This is a genomic window from Rhodococcus spelaei (assembly GCF_006704125.1).
Taxonomy (GTDB): Bacteria; Actinomycetota; Actinomycetes; order Mycobacteriales; family Mycobacteriaceae; genus Rhodococcus_G; species Rhodococcus_G spelaei.
This window is the reverse complement of sequence record NZ_VIGH01000006.1, coordinates 52,948-66,664: the sequence shown is the minus strand read 5'-3', so window position 1 is coordinate 66,664 and position 13,717 is coordinate 52,948. Positions and strand designations below refer to the sequence as shown.

The following is a 13,717-nucleotide window of genomic DNA, read 5'->3' as shown; positions in this document are numbered from 1 at the left end:
GAAGGCTCAACTTTCATGGTGTGGGCTTGCGGGGCACCGGTGGCGACACCCACATGCTCGCCAAGAGTTCCGCGTTCGCTGGATCGGCGTACGGATCGGGCTGAACCCAGTGCATCGTGCCACGAGTACGAACATCGAGATCGACCTGCCGGCGGGTGCCGTCCGGGGACTGCGCGGTGAGATCGCCGACGGCGACCCATTCCGTGCCGTCGGCGGCGTGCGCCGTGTCTGCGCGTCGCCGCTGAGCCGTCACCCGGGCCACGGTAGCCGGATCGTCGACGGGGACCAGCCGTAGCTCGTCGTCGAGCATCCGCACCGGGTGGGCGTCGGCATCGACCCGCACCATGCCGTACCGGCGGTCCGTGTGCAGTGCCGGACGCGTGGTGCCGACCAGGAAGAGTCGCCCGTCGACGACGCTGCTGTAGTTGCCGCCCTCGGCGCAGACGCGTTCTATGGTCACCGCCGCGTCCCCGGTGCGGTCGCATCGGAACACGTCGTGTCGAGACGCGATCCAGCATCCGCCGCGGTCGGCGTGGACCGTGCGGGTCCACTGATCCTTCGGCGACTCGATCGTCAACGGCAGCAGGTACTCGACGACTCGTGGTGGCGTCGCGGCCGTATCGACGTGCAGCAGGAAGGGATTCGAGCGGTCCATCACCCACACGTCGGCTCCGTGGACGGCGACCGCGCCGGCGACGAACCCCACCTCGGTGGCCGGTACGTCGTCGACGTCCAGGTCGATCAGCACTCCCGTCTCCTGGAAGTGGTCCTCGGACTGCACGTCCCAGTTCGACCAGAAGCGGCGCGGGGCGGCCTCGACGTCCGTCAACCGCTCGGTGCCGTCGACGGCGCGCAGCCCGCGGTCGGTGCGGTCGACGCGGTGCTCGACCACCCGGACCCGACGAACTCGTCCTCGAACCCGAACGGGATCGTCGGACGCTGTCCAGGAGATACCGGCGAAGAGCCTTCCCGTGAGTTCGACTCGTCCCGCCAGTGGCCGGTCGGACAGCCACTCGGCGGACCATCCGTCGCCGACCACTTCGTGCGGCCAGCGCAGTTCACCGTCGGGCTCGCCGTACGGCGTGAGTCCGAGCAGCGGCCGCACTGTGGCCCGCACGGTGTGCGCGCCCGGCACAGTCGGATCGGTGGGGTCGAAGGTCAGTACGACGTCGACAAGGTCACCGAGAGCGGGCGGTGCGAGCGACCTGTCGTCGAGGACCCATCCCGGGACGAAGACAGGAAGAGTGCGATCAGCCGATTCGGCAGTCATCGTGAAACCCCACACACTCGAGGATCCGATGGGCGACGCCATCGGGCGCGGGGCTACCTTGCGGGCAACAGTACCGGCGGCGTCGGGGCCGCGCGAACCGCGAACGCTCGATCAGCTACCGAGACGGTCGGTGTCGGTGATGTTGGCGAGCCGGACCTGACCGCGCGCGATGAGGCGGTCGCGTTCGTCGACGACCGTCACCTGCCAGAGCTGCTGGGTGCGTCCGCGGTGAACGGGGGTTGCCTCGGCGAACAGGGTGCCCTCGCGTACCGCCCGCAGGAAGTCGGTGTTGTTGTTGACGCCGACGACGTGACCGCGCTCGCCCAGCCAGATGCCGCCGCCGGTGCTGGCGAGGGTTTCGATGACCGAGCAGTACACGCCGCCGTTGACGATCCCGGCCGGCTGGTGGTGTGCCGGGACCGCCGCCCACTGGGCCCGGACCCGGTCGCCGCTCAGTTCGGTGTATTCGAGCCCCAGGACCTCACCGAATCCCTTGTTGAGGAACGGGGTCACCTGGGCGGGATCCGCGGTGGCCAGGTCGCTGATCGAGACCGCGTCGCTCATGTTCCACTCCATCGTTCACGAACCGTCCTCGTCGACGGTCATCCCTGTCAGTGCTACACGACGGCGGCTCGGTGATCGCACGCGGCACTGCCGGGCGCGGGCGATCTACCCGGGAATGCCGACGGGCCCCGCACCTTTCGATGCGGGGCCCGTCGCGGGAAGGACCGGGAGTCACTGCAGCCCTCAGGACTCCGGCGCGGTCCGTTAGTTCGTCACCACCATGACTATAGGGCAGCCTGCCCTAACTAGCAAGGGCGTGTGCCGCCGGCCGTCGAATCGACTGCCTCTCGGCGCGCGCCCGCACGGGGACGCCCACCGCCTCGAACGCGTCGAGCAACCCCTGGCCACGGCGGGTGGCAACAGACTCTGGAACACCGCCGAGCACCGGCATCAGCGTCGCGGCGCCGAGCACGGACTCCCCCACCATCGCCCACAGCAGGGCTCGATCGACGGGGGCGACGCACACCAGCGCGTCGAACACCACCGACAGCGCGGTTCGGCAGCGGCAAGCGGTCCACATCAGAAGCGCTCGCTCGCACGGCACCGTCACGGCAGCGGGCGAGCCGGACCAGCAGTCCCCGGGCAGCACCCGCAGCACCGGATCGGCCACACCCGCCCAGTCGATGCAGCCGTCGCTGTCCATGTGGATCCAGAGGTTGTCCAGGCCCGCATCCCAGGCCCGCCCCTCCAGCACGACCAGCGCCGCCACCCGCCCGACCACCGCGTGGATCAGCGCGGCCGCGACCTCCGCCCCCGCCGCCTCGAGGTCGCCGACATCCTCGAGCGCACGCGCGACCATCCGATGCAGCCGATCTCCACGAATGCCCTGGGCGAGCGCCCACCAGCGCCGCTTCGGCTGCTCGGCCATCTCCGCGACCGCGTAGACCCGCGGATAGTCCCGATGGACGGCCCGCAGTCGCGTACAGGACTCGGCGAGCGCGGCGGTCGACTGGGGCACGGCACCCTCGCGTACGGCGGTCACTGACACGGCACACTCCTTGGTCGTCGAGCACAAGGCCCTCGAATATGCGAACGAAGGTTAGCCTAACCATAAGTCCGTCGCCGAACGGAACCCGGGCGTCCCGTCAAGATAGGGTTCCGTAACCTAAGCTCGACAAACTCGGCGACCAGGAGCGCGTGACGTGACAACCACCCCCGACACCGGTGTGGTTGCCGCGCACCCCCGGTCCCGCGAGGTGTACGGCAGCGAGGACGTCCCCCGAGGCCCCGCACCGCGCTGGCGACGCCTCGCGGCCACCGCCGCCGACCTCGCAGTTGTCGCCGGACCGCTGGTCGTCGGCTGGTACCTCGTCACCGCCCTCCGCGACGCGAACGGCGGCGGCCAGATGGACCGCCTCGTCTTCGGCGCGGTCGCCGTGGTCGTCGCGGCCGCCTTGCTCGTGTGGAACCGTGGCGTCCGGGAAGGCAACACCGGCCAGAGCCTCGGCAAGGGCTGGCTCGACCTGGTCACCCGCGACGGCGTGACCCGCGGTCCGCTCGGGCCGCGCCGGGCACTGCTCCCCCGTTCGCGGACCGAGGTCGTCCGGTCCGCCACCGCGTACGCCGACGGTTTCGCCCCCGTCCGCGCCGACAACACGATTGCCGCGATCCGCAAGAGGCGCCTACTCGGCCTCGCCGCGCTGGTTGTGCTGCTCGCCGCGACCGTGCTCGCGAGCATCGCCGTCGGCGCACGGCCGATGGACTTCGCCGAGATCTTCCACGCCGTGTTCACCCCGACCGGCACCGACACCGACCTCGTGGTCCGGACCCTACGAGTTCCCCGCACCGCCCTCGCTCTCGCCGTCGGCGTCGCGCTCGGCATCGCCGGCGCATTGATCCAGGGCCACACCCGCAATCCGCTGGCCGACGCGGGCCTTCTCGGCCTCAACGCCGGCGCGGCACTGTTCGTCGTGCTGTCGATCTACCTGCTCGGCCTCGCGGGTCCCAGCCAGTACCTGTGGTTCGCGTTCGCCGGGTCGCTGGTCGCGAGCGTCGTGGTGTTCGGCGTGTCGTCGATCGGTAGCGGCCGGTCCAGTCCGCTGAGCCTCGCGCTCGCGGGCGCGGCGGTCGCGATGTTTCTGCAGGCCATGACCCAGACGGTCATCATGCTCGACCAGACCAGCCTCGACGGATACCGGTTCTGGGTGGTCGGCTCGGTGGCCGGCCGTGGCCCGGAGATCCTCTGGCAGGTGCTGCCGTTCCTGGTGATCGGCGTCCTGATCGCGCTTGCGAGCACCCCGAGCCTGAACGTGCTGAGCCTGGGCGAGGACGTCGCCCGCGGACTCGGCACCAACATCGCGCTCAGCCGCGCGATCGGCATCGTCGCCATCGTCCTGCTCACCGGCGCCTCGACCGCCGCCTGCGGGCCGATCGCCTTCGTCGGCCTCGTCGTACCGCACGTCGCCCGTTCGATCACCGGCCCCGACTACCGCTGGCTGGTCCCGTACGCGGGACTGCTCGGCGCGGTCATGGTCCTGCTCGCCGACGTCATCGGCCGGGTGGTGGTCCGCCCTGGCGAACTGCAGGTCGGGATCGTGCTGGCCATGTTCGGTGCGCCGTTCTTCATCGCGCTGGTGCGGCGCAGGAAGCTGGTCTCGCTGTGAGTGTCACCGACGAGACGACCAGGGATGCGGCAGGAGTGGAGCCTGCGGAACGACCCACAGGCACCGAACTACCGTCCACGGTCCCGTCCCGCCCGGCATTCCGGGTCGGGCCGGTGTCGATGGTGCGCCGCACCGTGATGGTCGCGATCACCCTCGCACTCGTCGCCGCCGCGTTCGTGTTGCTGTGCGTCAACATCGGCCGGGGCGAGTTCGCCGTCCCGATCCCCACCGTCGTCGACATCCTGTTCGGCGGCGGCACCAAGGTGCAGCGGTTCATCGTGATGGACCTGCGTCTGCCCCGCGGTCTGACGGCCCTGCTCACCGGCATCGCCCTCGGCATCTCCGGCGCGATCACCCAGTCGATCCTGCGAAACCCGCTCGCCAGTCCCGACCTGCTCGGCGTCACCGCCGGCGCCAGTGCCGCGGCGGTGACACTGATCGTGGTCGGGGGCGGCGGCACCTTCGTCGGCGCCCTCGCACTGCTCGGCATCCCGCTCGCCGCACTCGCCGGTGCCGTCGTCACCGCGCTGGCGATCTACGCGCTGGCCTGGCGCGGCGGCGTGCAGGGCTACCGCGTCGTGCTGATCGGTATCGGTGCCAACGCGATGCTGGTCGCCGCGATCCAGTGGATGCTGATCTCCGCCGACATCAACGACGTGGCCCGGGCGCAGGTGTGGCTCAACGGTTCTCTCAATGGCAGCGACTGGGCGCAGGTGTGGCCGGTCGCGATCGGCGTCGCCGTCGTCGGGACCCTCGCCCTGGTCTCGTCGTTCACGCTCGGTGCGCTGCGCCTGGGCGACGACAACGCGCGCGCCCTCGGGGTGCGGCTGCAGTCCGGTCAGGGCGTGCTGCTGCTGGCCGCGGTCGCGCTGGCGGGCATCGCCACCGCCGCGGTCGGGCCGATCGGATTCGTCGCACTCGCGGCGCCGCAGGTGGCGATGCGGATCCTGCGCACTCCCGGTCCGCCGATCCTCGCCTCGGGGCTGGTCGGCGCGGTGCTGGTGCTCGGCAGCGACGTGATCGGCCGGACCGTGCTCCCGGTGGAACTGCCGGTCGGCATCGTCACCTCCGCGCTCGGCGGGCCGTTCCTGATCTACCTGCTCGTCCGCAACAACCGAAAGGTGTCCGCATGAGTGCGAGTCCGCGCCTGGCGGCCGAGAACCTGACCGTCGGTTACGGCGACCGGGTGATCGTTGACCGCCTCGACCTCGAGATCCCCACCGGCGTGGTCACCACGGTCATCGGACCCAACGGATGCGGCAAGTCGACGTTGTTGCGCTCGCTCGCGCGGCTGCTCAAGCCGAAGTCCGGTCAGGTCCTGCTCGACGGCAAGGCGATCTCGCAGATGCGCACCAAGGACGTGGCTCGCACCCTCGGCATGCTGCCGCAGGCGCCGGTCGCGCCCGAGGGCCTGACCGTCGCGGATCTGGTGGCGCGGGGGCGGCACCCGCACCAGTCGTGGCTGCGGCAATGGTCCTCCGACGACGAGCGCGAGGTGGCGAAGGCGCTCGCACTGACCGGGGTCTCCGAACTCGCCGACCGCTCGGTGGACCAACTGTCGGGCGGCCAGCGGCAACGGGCCTGGATCTCGATGGCGCTCGCGCAGGGCACCGACATCCTGCTGCTCGACGAGCCGACCACCTACCTGGACCTCGCGCACTCGATCGAGGTCCTCGACCTGGTCGACCAGCTGCACTCCGAACTCGGCCGGACCGTGGTGATGGTCCTGCACGACCTCAACCTCGCGATTCGCTACAGCGACCGGTTGGTCGTCATGAAGGAGGGGGCGATCGTCGCGCAGGGCACTCCCGCCGAGGTGATCTCCCCGGAACTGCTCCTCGACGTGTTCGGGCTCGACGCTCGGGTGATCGAGGACCCGGTCTCGGACCGTCCGCTGATCGTCCCGGTCGGCACCCGGCACGTGTACGGGTCGGTCGGCGGCCCGGCCGCCTGAGAGGTCTCGGTGCAGGTCGCGCGGCGTCAGGTGACGACGTAGCCGAGTTGGTGAGCGGCGGTGTCGACCGGGCCGGACAGCGCGGGATGGTGGGGCACCGCACCGGCACCGGTGAACTGGGCAGCGGGCAGCAACCGGTTGCGACCAGCACTGAACGCCCACAGAGTGCCCTCGGCGATGCGTTGCCGGATCCGGGCGCCGGTGACACCCAGGCGAGTCGCCGCGTCGGCGATCGACAGGGAGTTCTGGACCAGGTTCGGCATGCGGACGTCGCGGTCGACCCGGGCGGCGGTGGCGGAAGTGGGGTCGGACTCGAACCCGGCATCGGCAAGCAACTGGGCGTCGTGCTCGGACAGGGCGGGGCTGCTCGGCGACTTCCGACTCCCTGTCACATTCCACTCGTCACCGGTGTCTCCATGTCAGGAGACAACCAGAGGAGGAATCATGGCCGGCAACACGCGCATCCCGAGGGCCGAACTGACAGGCGTCTACGGCGCGATCGTCAAGCGGATGTCCCGCAGGATGCTCGGCGAGGTAGCCGAACCGGTCGAGGTGGCCTGGCACAACCGCAAGGTGCTGAACTTCAGCTTCAGCGTCGGCCGCAAGGCGCAGAAGTGGGACCAGTGCGACGAGAGCTTGAAGTCGTTCGCCCACATGGCGGTCGCCAGCCTGGTCGGCTGCAGCTTCTGCCTCGACTTCGGCTATTTCCAGGCACGTAACGAGGGACTCGACCTGACGAAGGCTCGCGAGGTGCCGCGGTGGCGTGAGTCGGAGGTGTTCACGCCACTCGAGCGCGACGTCATGGAGTACGCCGAAGCGATGACGCAGACCCCGCCGACAGTGACCGACGAGATGTCCGCGCAACTGCTCGAGCGGCTCGGCGCGCCCGCGATGGTGGAGCTGACCGCGTTCATCGCGCTGGCGAACTTCATGACCCGGTCCAACACCGCGTTCGGCATCGAATCGCAGGGCTTCGCGGCGGCGTGTGACCTGAAGCCGCTCGCCCTACGCTCGACCCCATGACCGACGACCCGTTCGTCACCCACCGCGGCCTGCTCTTCACCGTCGCCTACGAGATGCTCGGCACCGCCGTCGACGCCGAGGACGTCGTCCAGGAGACCTGGCTGCGGTGGGCCGACGTCGACCGGGCCGAGGTCCGCGACCCGCGCGCCTATCTGGTCCGGATGGTCACGCGGCAGGCGTTGAACCGCCTCCGAACGGAGTCCCGCCGCCGGGAGGAGTACGTCGGCGAATGGCTGCCCGAGCCGATGCTCACCGGTCCCGACGTGGCCGAGGACGCCGAACTCGCCGAGAACGTCTCGATCGCGATGCTCACCGTGCTCGAGACCCTCGGCCCGACCGAGCGGGCCGTGTTCGTGCTGCACGAGGTGTTCGCGACGCCGTACCGGGAGATCGCCGAGGTGGTGGGCAAGACCCCCGCCGCGGTCCGGCAGATCGGTCACCGCGCCCGCGAGCACGTCGCGGCGCGGCGCCCGCGGGTGCAGGTGGGCCGCTCCGAGCAGCAGGCAGTGGTCGAGAAGTTCATGGCGGCCGTCGCGAGCGGCGACATGCAGGCACTGCTGGACGTGCTGGCCCCGGACGTAGTGGTGGTCGCCGACGGCGGCGGCGTGGTGACGGCCGCCCGGAAGCCGATCATCGGGGCACTGCGGGTGGCGACGTTCCTGGCCCGCGCGGCGACGTTCCCGGACTTCGCGGCGACCACCGCGTGGTTCAACGGAATGCCGGGCGCCCGGTTCGACGTCGGCGGCGGTGCCACGGCGGTGAGTGTGGTGGTCGCGGACGGCCGGATCACCCGGATCTACGCGATGCGAAACCCGCACAAGCTCGGATGGCTGGACAGGCCGGCGGAACTGCGGCGATGATCGCAGGTGACGTGAACCGCGTCAACTACGAATCATCGTGCGCACCAGCCGCATCCCCTGGCCGATCGAGACCTCCGGAAGGTAGGCGCGGCCGATCGCGTTTCCGATGCTCGGCAACGCGCCGGGGTCGGCGAAGGTCATGTGCATCGGCACGTACTCGGGCTGGAACTTGGACTTGAACGCGAGCAGCGAGCGGAACCCGTAGACCGGTTCGAGGGTACGGCCGAGTACGTCGAGGACCTTGTCCATGACCACACCGAGCGCGGTCCGCTCCCGTTCCTCCTCCTCGGTGATGCTCGCACCCGCCGGGTCCTCGACCTTCGCGAGCGGTGCACCGGACAGGCTGACGAACTCCGCGCCCTCCTCCTCGAGCAGCAAGGCCGCCGAGGCGATGAGGAACTCCATCGCGGGCCGGAAACCCTCACTGCGCCTGCGCATGAAATCCAGGGTCCAGCCGACGATCTCGCCGTCCCGGTACACCGGCATCCAGGAGGTGATGCCGTGCACCGTGCGTTCGGCGTCGACAGCGATCAGGCACCGCACCTCCGGGTCGTCGATCTCGTCGAGGCCGCCGAGGGTGAACCCCATCTCGGGCATGCCCTTGTCTGCGACCCATTCCTCCGAGATCGCGGTGATCTGATCGGTGATGGCCAGCGGCGCGGTGGGAAAGCTGATCCACTCGGCGTGCACGCCCGCCTTCTTCGCGCGGTTGAGCGCGGTCCGGACGTCCTGGAACTTCTTGCCGGTGAACGCGAGTCCGTCCAGCCTCAGCACGGTCTCCTCGGCGACCTGGATGCCCGCCCAACCGATGCCGTCGGTGACCTCGCGCAGTTCCCCGGTGACCGAGTAGAAGCACGGGATCCATCCGTTGCCGGTGGCGAACTCGGCGAACCCGGTGACGTTCTCACGCAGACGGTCCCGCGGCCCGACCGGATCGCCGGTGGTTAGCGCGACACCCGCGATCACCCGGTACGCGACGTAACCGGTGCCGTCCGGGCTGAACCAGTAGCGGTTGCCGCGCCAGGTGGTCATCCAGGACAGCGGGCTGCCACTGCTGGCCCGCAGCAGTCCGCGAGCACGCTCGGTGTCGTCGGTCGCCACGCCGTGCGCCGGCGCGTGGAACGTCATCCATACCGCCACACACACCACGATCCAGAACAGCACCCCGGTCCACTCGAAGAGCAGTGTGGTGGCCGCATTGTCAGGCAGGAACTGCGGGTCGAGCCACTGCAGGTACACCGGCGGGATCAGACGCTGCGGATAGTCGGCGAGCAGCGAGCCGACGCCGGGTTCGCGGTCGAAGCCGGCGCGGGCCAGCCACGCCCCCGTCACGTACACCACCCCGAGACCGGCGACGACCCCCACCACCAGCAGCCACAGTCGCCGGTAGGTGCCGCGGGGCGCGGAGACCGTGAAGAACCCGCGGGTGGCGACCAGCACCACGAGGATCGCGAGCGGGGTCAGGAACGGTGTCATCGTCCGGTACAGGTTCGGCGAGTCGAGGCCGTAGAAGATCGACTCCTTCCCGACGAACCCGATGAAACGCACACCGAAGTTGGCGAGCGAGAGCGCCAGCAGGATCACTTGCGCGACCACCGCCGCGATCCAGGCGAACCGTCGCCCGCGGCGCAGACCGTCGGCGAGGACGAGCAGGAAGACCGACGGCATCAGGCTCAGCAGGGTGGGGCCGACGCCGCCGAGTCGCAGCCCGAGCAGGCCGCGCCGGCACTCCTCGCTACTGCTCGACTGCGCGCAGAACTCGCGCACCTCGTCGGGGGTCCAGCCAGCTCCCCGGAACAGGTCACGTAGTACCGCGAGTGGTCCGACCGCGTTCGGCGACAGTGCGGCGAGGACGGGACCGAGCGCACTGGCGGCGACGACGAGCGCGACGAGCACCCGCCCCTCGCGCTGCGTGCCGGTCAGCCGGGCGCCGCGTGCGGACCGGCCGACGATCCACGGCCCGAGCAGCAGGCCGACCACGGCGGCGCTCAGACGCACCATGTCCAGCAGGTGGCCGCTGAACAGGGCGAGCGTGATGAGCAGCGCGAGCAGACCCACCCGCAGGCGACGACGCCACAGCGTGTTCATGCCCGAACTCGCCACCATCGCGACACCCGCGATCCACGTCGTCGGCGACACCGCGGCGCCGACGTGCAGTCGGAACCCCCAGCCCTCGTCGACGAGTTTGACCGCGTCCGAGACGGCGAGCGCGACGAGGGTGCCGAGCACCTGTGTGCACACCGCCGCGCCGGCGAATCGCGCCGAGCCAATCCGGTGCTCGATCGGCGCGGCCACCACCACGATCAGCACCGTCGCCACCAGGTACCCGACCAGGCTCGGCGCGAACAGCCCGGAGGTCAGCGTCGTCCAGACCCGGCCGTGCTCGAGCGGCATGATGCCCGCGGCGAAATGCCGATAGACGTAGCGGGTCGGACGGCCGAGGCTGGACGTCGCGGCACCGAGCACCCAGATCAGTACCAGTGCACCGATGCTCACCGGGGCACCGGATGCCCCGGACCGGACCAGTTCGGCCATCCGCCGCGACTGCCGACCCGCGGCCGCGACCGCCATCGTCGTCGTCACGAGATCAGCCCCATTCGCTTCGCCAACCATCCGAGTTCCTGCTCGAGGCCCCCGGACCACACCGCGAAGCTGTGGCCGCCGGGCAGTTCGACCAGCCGCACGTCCATGCCCGCGCGCTGAGCCGCCTCGTAGAGCGTGTGCACCCCGGGCTTGAAGTCCTTGTCGTCGCGGCCGACCACGAACGCCCCGGCGGTGTTCGGGAACTGCTGCCGGGCCATCAGGTCCATCGGATTGACGGCCCGGAACTTCTCCTCGTCCCCGCCGAACGCGGCGTCGAGGGTGCGCTGGTGATCACCCAGTGTCGGCTCCTCCTGGCCGGAGAGGTCGAGGAAGGTCGGGTAGCGGTCGGGATGATTGGTGGCCATCTGCAGCGAGCAGGTGCCGCCGTAGGACAGTCCACCGATGGCCCACGCGCGGGGGTCGGGGTCGACCTGGAGGTTGGCCGTGACCCAGGCGGGCACGTCGGTGGCCAGGTAGGTCGCGACGTTGCCGAGTTTCGAGTCGACGCAGAGCGGGTTCGCGAGCTGGGAACCGGTGCCGTCGGCCACCACGACCACCGGCGCGAGGCCGCCGTGCTCGGCCGCGAATGCGTCCATGGTCTGGGCCAGCTTGCCACCGTTGATCCAGTCCTCCGGACCGCCGGGCTGGCCGGCGAGCAGCACCAGCACCGGCAACTGCGGACGCGGGTTCGCGAAGTAGGCGGGCGGCAGGTAGATCTGCGCATCACGGGCGGTGAACCCGGAGACCGTGCCGGGGATCGGCACGGCCGTGACGCGGCCGGTGGCCGGGAGGTCCGGCGGCGGCCGCCACACCGTGTCCACCGGCTTGCCGCTCAGCGGATGGGATTCGGCGGGGGGCACGGCCGCGAAGTCAATCTCGTTGGGGTTCGCGACACCGAGCGCGTCCCGAACAGTGGGATAGGCGTCGAAGACCAGGTTGACCTGTACCGCGGCGGCGGCGACGACCGCGAGCGCGGCGAGCAGCGAGATCACCGTCCGCCAGAACCCTCGGTCGGCGAACACCCGGACCACCAGCAACATCAGGGCAAGCACCCCGAGGCCGATCCAGACGTAGATCTCGGTCTCGACCGGATCCGGGAACGGTCGCCACCACTTCTCCACGACTAGCCAGCCGACGAGAGTGAGCACCAGTGCGGCGGTGCAGCACAGCGGAATCGCCCGGCGGCGGTACCCGCGCGAGCGAGTCGGGGCGAACAGCAGCCACACCCCGCCCAGAGCACCGAGTCCAGTCAGGACCCACGGCAGTGGTCCCGATATCAGGGACAACCGGTACAGCCAATCCACTCTTGAGCCTCTCGGTGTCTGACCTGCACGACATGCCGCTGCACATCGTAGGGCGGCCACACCACGAATACACCCGGAGCAGTACTACGGCGGGTAGTACGCATACTCGTCGGACGATCCGTAGACTGTGGCCATGGCAGGACTAGGCGAGCTCGAGCGAGCAGTAATGGACCATCTGTGGTCCAGTTCCGAACCTCAGACGGTTCGGCAGGTGCACGAGGCGCTCGCCAGCCGACGGGAACTCGCGTACACGACCGTGATGACCGTGCTGCAGCGACTCGCGAAGAAGAATCTCGTGGTCCAGCAACGCGACGACCGTGCGCACCGCTACGTCCCAGTACACGGCCGCGAGGAACTCGTCGCGAGCCTGATGTTCGACGCGCTCGAACAGGCGGACGAGTCCGGTAGCCGGGCCGCGGCGCTCGTGCACTTCGTAGGAAAGGTCGGCGCGGACGAGGCCGCGGCACTGCGGGAGGCCCTGGCCGCGCTGGAGGCAACGGACGCGGGCAAGCGTCACCTCCGCAGCGTCGACCCGGGGACCGACCGCGCCAGCTGACCGTCGATGTGCATGATGGGTACGCCATGAACCCCACCACCGCACTGGCCTTCGCGCTGATGGCTCTGCTCCTCGCAGGGCCGGTGCCCGCGGTCCTCGCCCGCGCCACCTGGCCCTATCGCGCACCCGGCGCAGCGCTGGTGTTGTGGCAGGCGATCGCGATCGCGGCCGTGCTCTCGGCGTTCAGTTCCGGGCTCGCGATCGCCACGGAGCTCCTCGTGCCCGGCACCGACGGACGACCGACGACCGCACCGCTGGCCGAGATCGACGCGCTCGGCCTGCCACTGTGGATCGCATACGTCGTGGTGTTCGCGATCACCATCCTGATCGGCGCGAAACTGATCTACTCGATCGCAGCCGTCGCGGTGCGGACCCGGCGTCGTCGGGCCCGGCACCGCATGCTCGTCGACCTGCTGGACCGCCGCGAGCCGACCCGCAGCCGCAGCTCCAACCTTCGCGTCATCGAGGCCGAGGAGCCGATTGCCTACTGCCTGCCCGGTCTGCGCCAGCGCGTCGTCCTGAGCGAAGGCACCCTGGCCAGCCTCACTCGCTACGAGGTCAAGGCGATCCTGATGCACGAACGCTCACACCTGCGAGCGCGTCACGACCTCGTGCTCGAGGCCTTCACCGCGGTGAACGAGGCCTTCCCCCTGGTGGTGCGTAGCAAGTCGGCACTCGGGTCCGTGCAACTGCTCGTCGAGATGCTCGCCGACGACGCCGCCGTCAAGGTGACCGGGCCCACCCCCCTGGCTCGGGCACTGGTCACCTGTGCCGGCTCGAGCGCACCGATGGGCGCTCTCGCCGCGGGCGGACCCCACACCCTCACCCGGATCCAGCGACTGTCCGCGACCGGCAGTGCGGTCCCGGTCGCGGCGGCGGCCTACCTGACCTCGGTGGCGATTCTCGTGGTCCCGACCGTCGCGGTCGCGGCGCCCTGGCTGGTCGAGCTCAAGCGCCTGTTCCACGGCTGAGCCGAGAGTCGGCGGGGTCACACCCGCCT

The 13,717-nt window shown here is 70.1% G+C and carries 13 protein-coding genes; 7 read left to right on the top strand and 6 right to left on the bottom strand.

What is annotated here, in order from left to right:
* Positions 1–13: 13 nt before the first annotated feature.
* The 3 genes from FK531_RS14165 to FK531_RS14155 form a co-directional block, all read right to left on the bottom strand.
* A complete protein-coding gene (locus tag FK531_RS14165) occupies positions 14–1,270 on the bottom strand; it encodes a hypothetical protein (RefSeq protein WP_142100384.1) in 1,257 nt (418 codons plus the stop codon).
* 111 nt (positions 1,271–1,381) lie between these two features.
* On the bottom strand, positions 1,382–1,834 hold the full coding sequence (locus tag FK531_RS14160; RefSeq protein WP_142100382.1) for a PaaI family thioesterase: 453 nt from the start codon (positions 1,832–1,834) through the stop codon (positions 1,382–1,384).
* A gap of 241 nt (positions 1,835–2,075) precedes the next feature.
* A complete protein-coding gene (locus FK531_RS14155; RefSeq protein WP_142100809.1) occupies positions 2,076–2,816 on the bottom strand; it encodes a hypothetical protein in 741 nt (246 codons plus the stop codon).
* A gap of 160 nt (positions 2,817–2,976) precedes the next feature.
* Between FK531_RS14155 and FK531_RS14150 the strand changes: the two genes are divergently transcribed.
* From FK531_RS14150 to FK531_RS14140, 3 genes are all read left to right on the top strand, one after another.
* On the top strand, positions 2,977–4,437 hold the full coding sequence (locus tag FK531_RS14150; protein ID WP_181762958.1) for a FecCD family ABC transporter permease: 1,461 nt from the start codon (positions 2,977–2,979) through the stop codon (positions 4,435–4,437).
* A 119-nt stretch (positions 4,438–4,556) separates the two neighbouring features.
* The gene (locus tag FK531_RS14145; protein WP_142100805.1) at positions 4,557–5,570 is read left to right on the top strand and encodes a FecCD family ABC transporter permease; all 1,014 of its coding nucleotides are present in this window, start codon (positions 4,557–4,559) and stop codon (positions 5,568–5,570) included.
* The gene (locus tag FK531_RS14140; protein WP_142100380.1) at positions 5,567–6,391 is read left to right on the top strand and encodes an ABC transporter ATP-binding protein; all 825 of its coding nucleotides are present in this window, start codon (positions 5,567–5,569) and stop codon (positions 6,389–6,391) included. Before FK531_RS14145 ends, FK531_RS14140 begins: the two co-directional genes overlap by 4 nt.
* 26 nt (positions 6,392–6,417) lie before the next feature.
* Here the strand turns inward: FK531_RS14140 and FK531_RS14135 are convergent, their stop codons facing one another.
* Entirely contained in the window at positions 6,418–6,783 is a 366-nt protein-coding gene (locus tag FK531_RS14135) for a hypothetical protein (RefSeq protein ID WP_246098156.1), read from the bottom strand.
* Between the two features lie 52 nt (positions 6,784–6,835).
* On the opposite strand from FK531_RS14135, the gene FK531_RS14130 reads away from it, so the two are divergent.
* Both FK531_RS14130 and FK531_RS14125 read left to right on the top strand, forming a co-directional pair.
* Positions 6,836–7,414, top strand: coding sequence for a carboxymuconolactone decarboxylase family protein (locus tag FK531_RS14130; RefSeq protein WP_142100378.1), 579 nt, complete (start codon positions 6,836–6,838; stop codon positions 7,412–7,414).
* The gene (locus tag FK531_RS14125) at positions 7,411–8,274 is read left to right on the top strand and encodes an RNA polymerase sigma-70 factor (protein ID WP_142100376.1); all 864 of its coding nucleotides are present in this window, start codon (positions 7,411–7,413) and stop codon (positions 8,272–8,274) included. The genes FK531_RS14130 and FK531_RS14125 overlap by 4 nt, the downstream gene beginning before the upstream one ends.
* A 21-nt stretch (positions 8,275–8,295) precedes the next feature.
* Here the strand turns inward: FK531_RS14125 and FK531_RS14120 are convergent, their stop codons facing one another.
* Positions 8,296–10,845 (bottom strand): bifunctional lysylphosphatidylglycerol flippase/synthetase MprF, encoded by a 2,550-nt coding sequence (locus FK531_RS14120; RefSeq protein WP_142100803.1) that lies wholly within the window; start codon positions 10,843–10,845, stop codon positions 8,296–8,298.
* Positions 10,846–10,853: 8 nt separating this feature from the next.
* Complete coding sequence (locus FK531_RS14115) at positions 10,854–12,161, bottom strand: alpha/beta hydrolase (RefSeq protein ID WP_142100375.1); 1,308 nt, start codon at positions 12,159–12,161, stop codon at positions 10,854–10,856.
* 133 nt (positions 12,162–12,294) lie between these two features.
* Between FK531_RS14115 and FK531_RS14110 the strand changes: the two genes are divergently transcribed.
* Together FK531_RS14110 and FK531_RS14105 are read left to right on the top strand one after the other, a co-directional pair.
* Positions 12,295–12,717, top strand: a complete 423-nt coding sequence (locus tag FK531_RS14110; protein WP_142100373.1) for a BlaI/MecI/CopY family transcriptional regulator — start codon at positions 12,295–12,297, stop codon at positions 12,715–12,717.
* Positions 12,718–12,743: 26 nt separating this feature from the next.
* Positions 12,744–13,688, top strand: coding sequence for a M56 family metallopeptidase (locus FK531_RS14105; protein WP_142100371.1), 945 nt, complete (start codon positions 12,744–12,746; stop codon positions 13,686–13,688).
* Positions 13,689–13,717: the final 29 nt, after the last annotated feature.

What these genes read in the sequence shown, in the direction of transcription:
- FK531_RS14165 (WP_142100384.1), bottom strand. Translation starts at nt 1,270, where the DNA reads ATGACTGCCGAATCGGCTGATCGCACTCTTCCTGTCTTCGTCCCGGGA.
- FK531_RS14160 (WP_142100382.1), bottom strand. Translation starts at nt 1,834, where the DNA reads ATGAGCGACGCGGTCTCGATCAGCGACCTGGCCACCGCGGATCCCGCC.
- FK531_RS14145 (WP_142100805.1), top strand. Translation starts at nt 4,557, where the DNA reads ATGGTGCGCCGCACCGTGATGGTCGCGATCACCCTCGCACTCGTCGCC.
- FK531_RS14140 (WP_142100380.1), top strand. Translation starts at nt 5,567, where the DNA reads ATGAGTGCGAGTCCGCGCCTGGCGGCCGAGAACCTGACCGTCGGTTAC.
- FK531_RS14130 (WP_142100378.1), top strand. Translation starts at nt 6,836, where the DNA reads ATGGCCGGCAACACGCGCATCCCGAGGGCCGAACTGACAGGCGTCTAC.
- FK531_RS14125 (WP_142100376.1), top strand. Translation starts at nt 7,411, where the DNA reads ATGACCGACGACCCGTTCGTCACCCACCGCGGCCTGCTCTTCACCGTC.
- FK531_RS14120 (WP_142100803.1), bottom strand. Translation starts at nt 10,845, where the DNA reads ATGGCGGTCGCGGCCGCGGGTCGGCAGTCGCGGCGGATGGCCGAACTG.
- FK531_RS14110 (WP_142100373.1), top strand. Translation starts at nt 12,295, where the DNA reads ATGGCAGGACTAGGCGAGCTCGAGCGAGCAGTAATGGACCATCTGTGG.
- FK531_RS14105 (WP_142100371.1), top strand. Translation starts at nt 12,744, where the DNA reads ATGAACCCCACCACCGCACTGGCCTTCGCGCTGATGGCTCTGCTCCTC.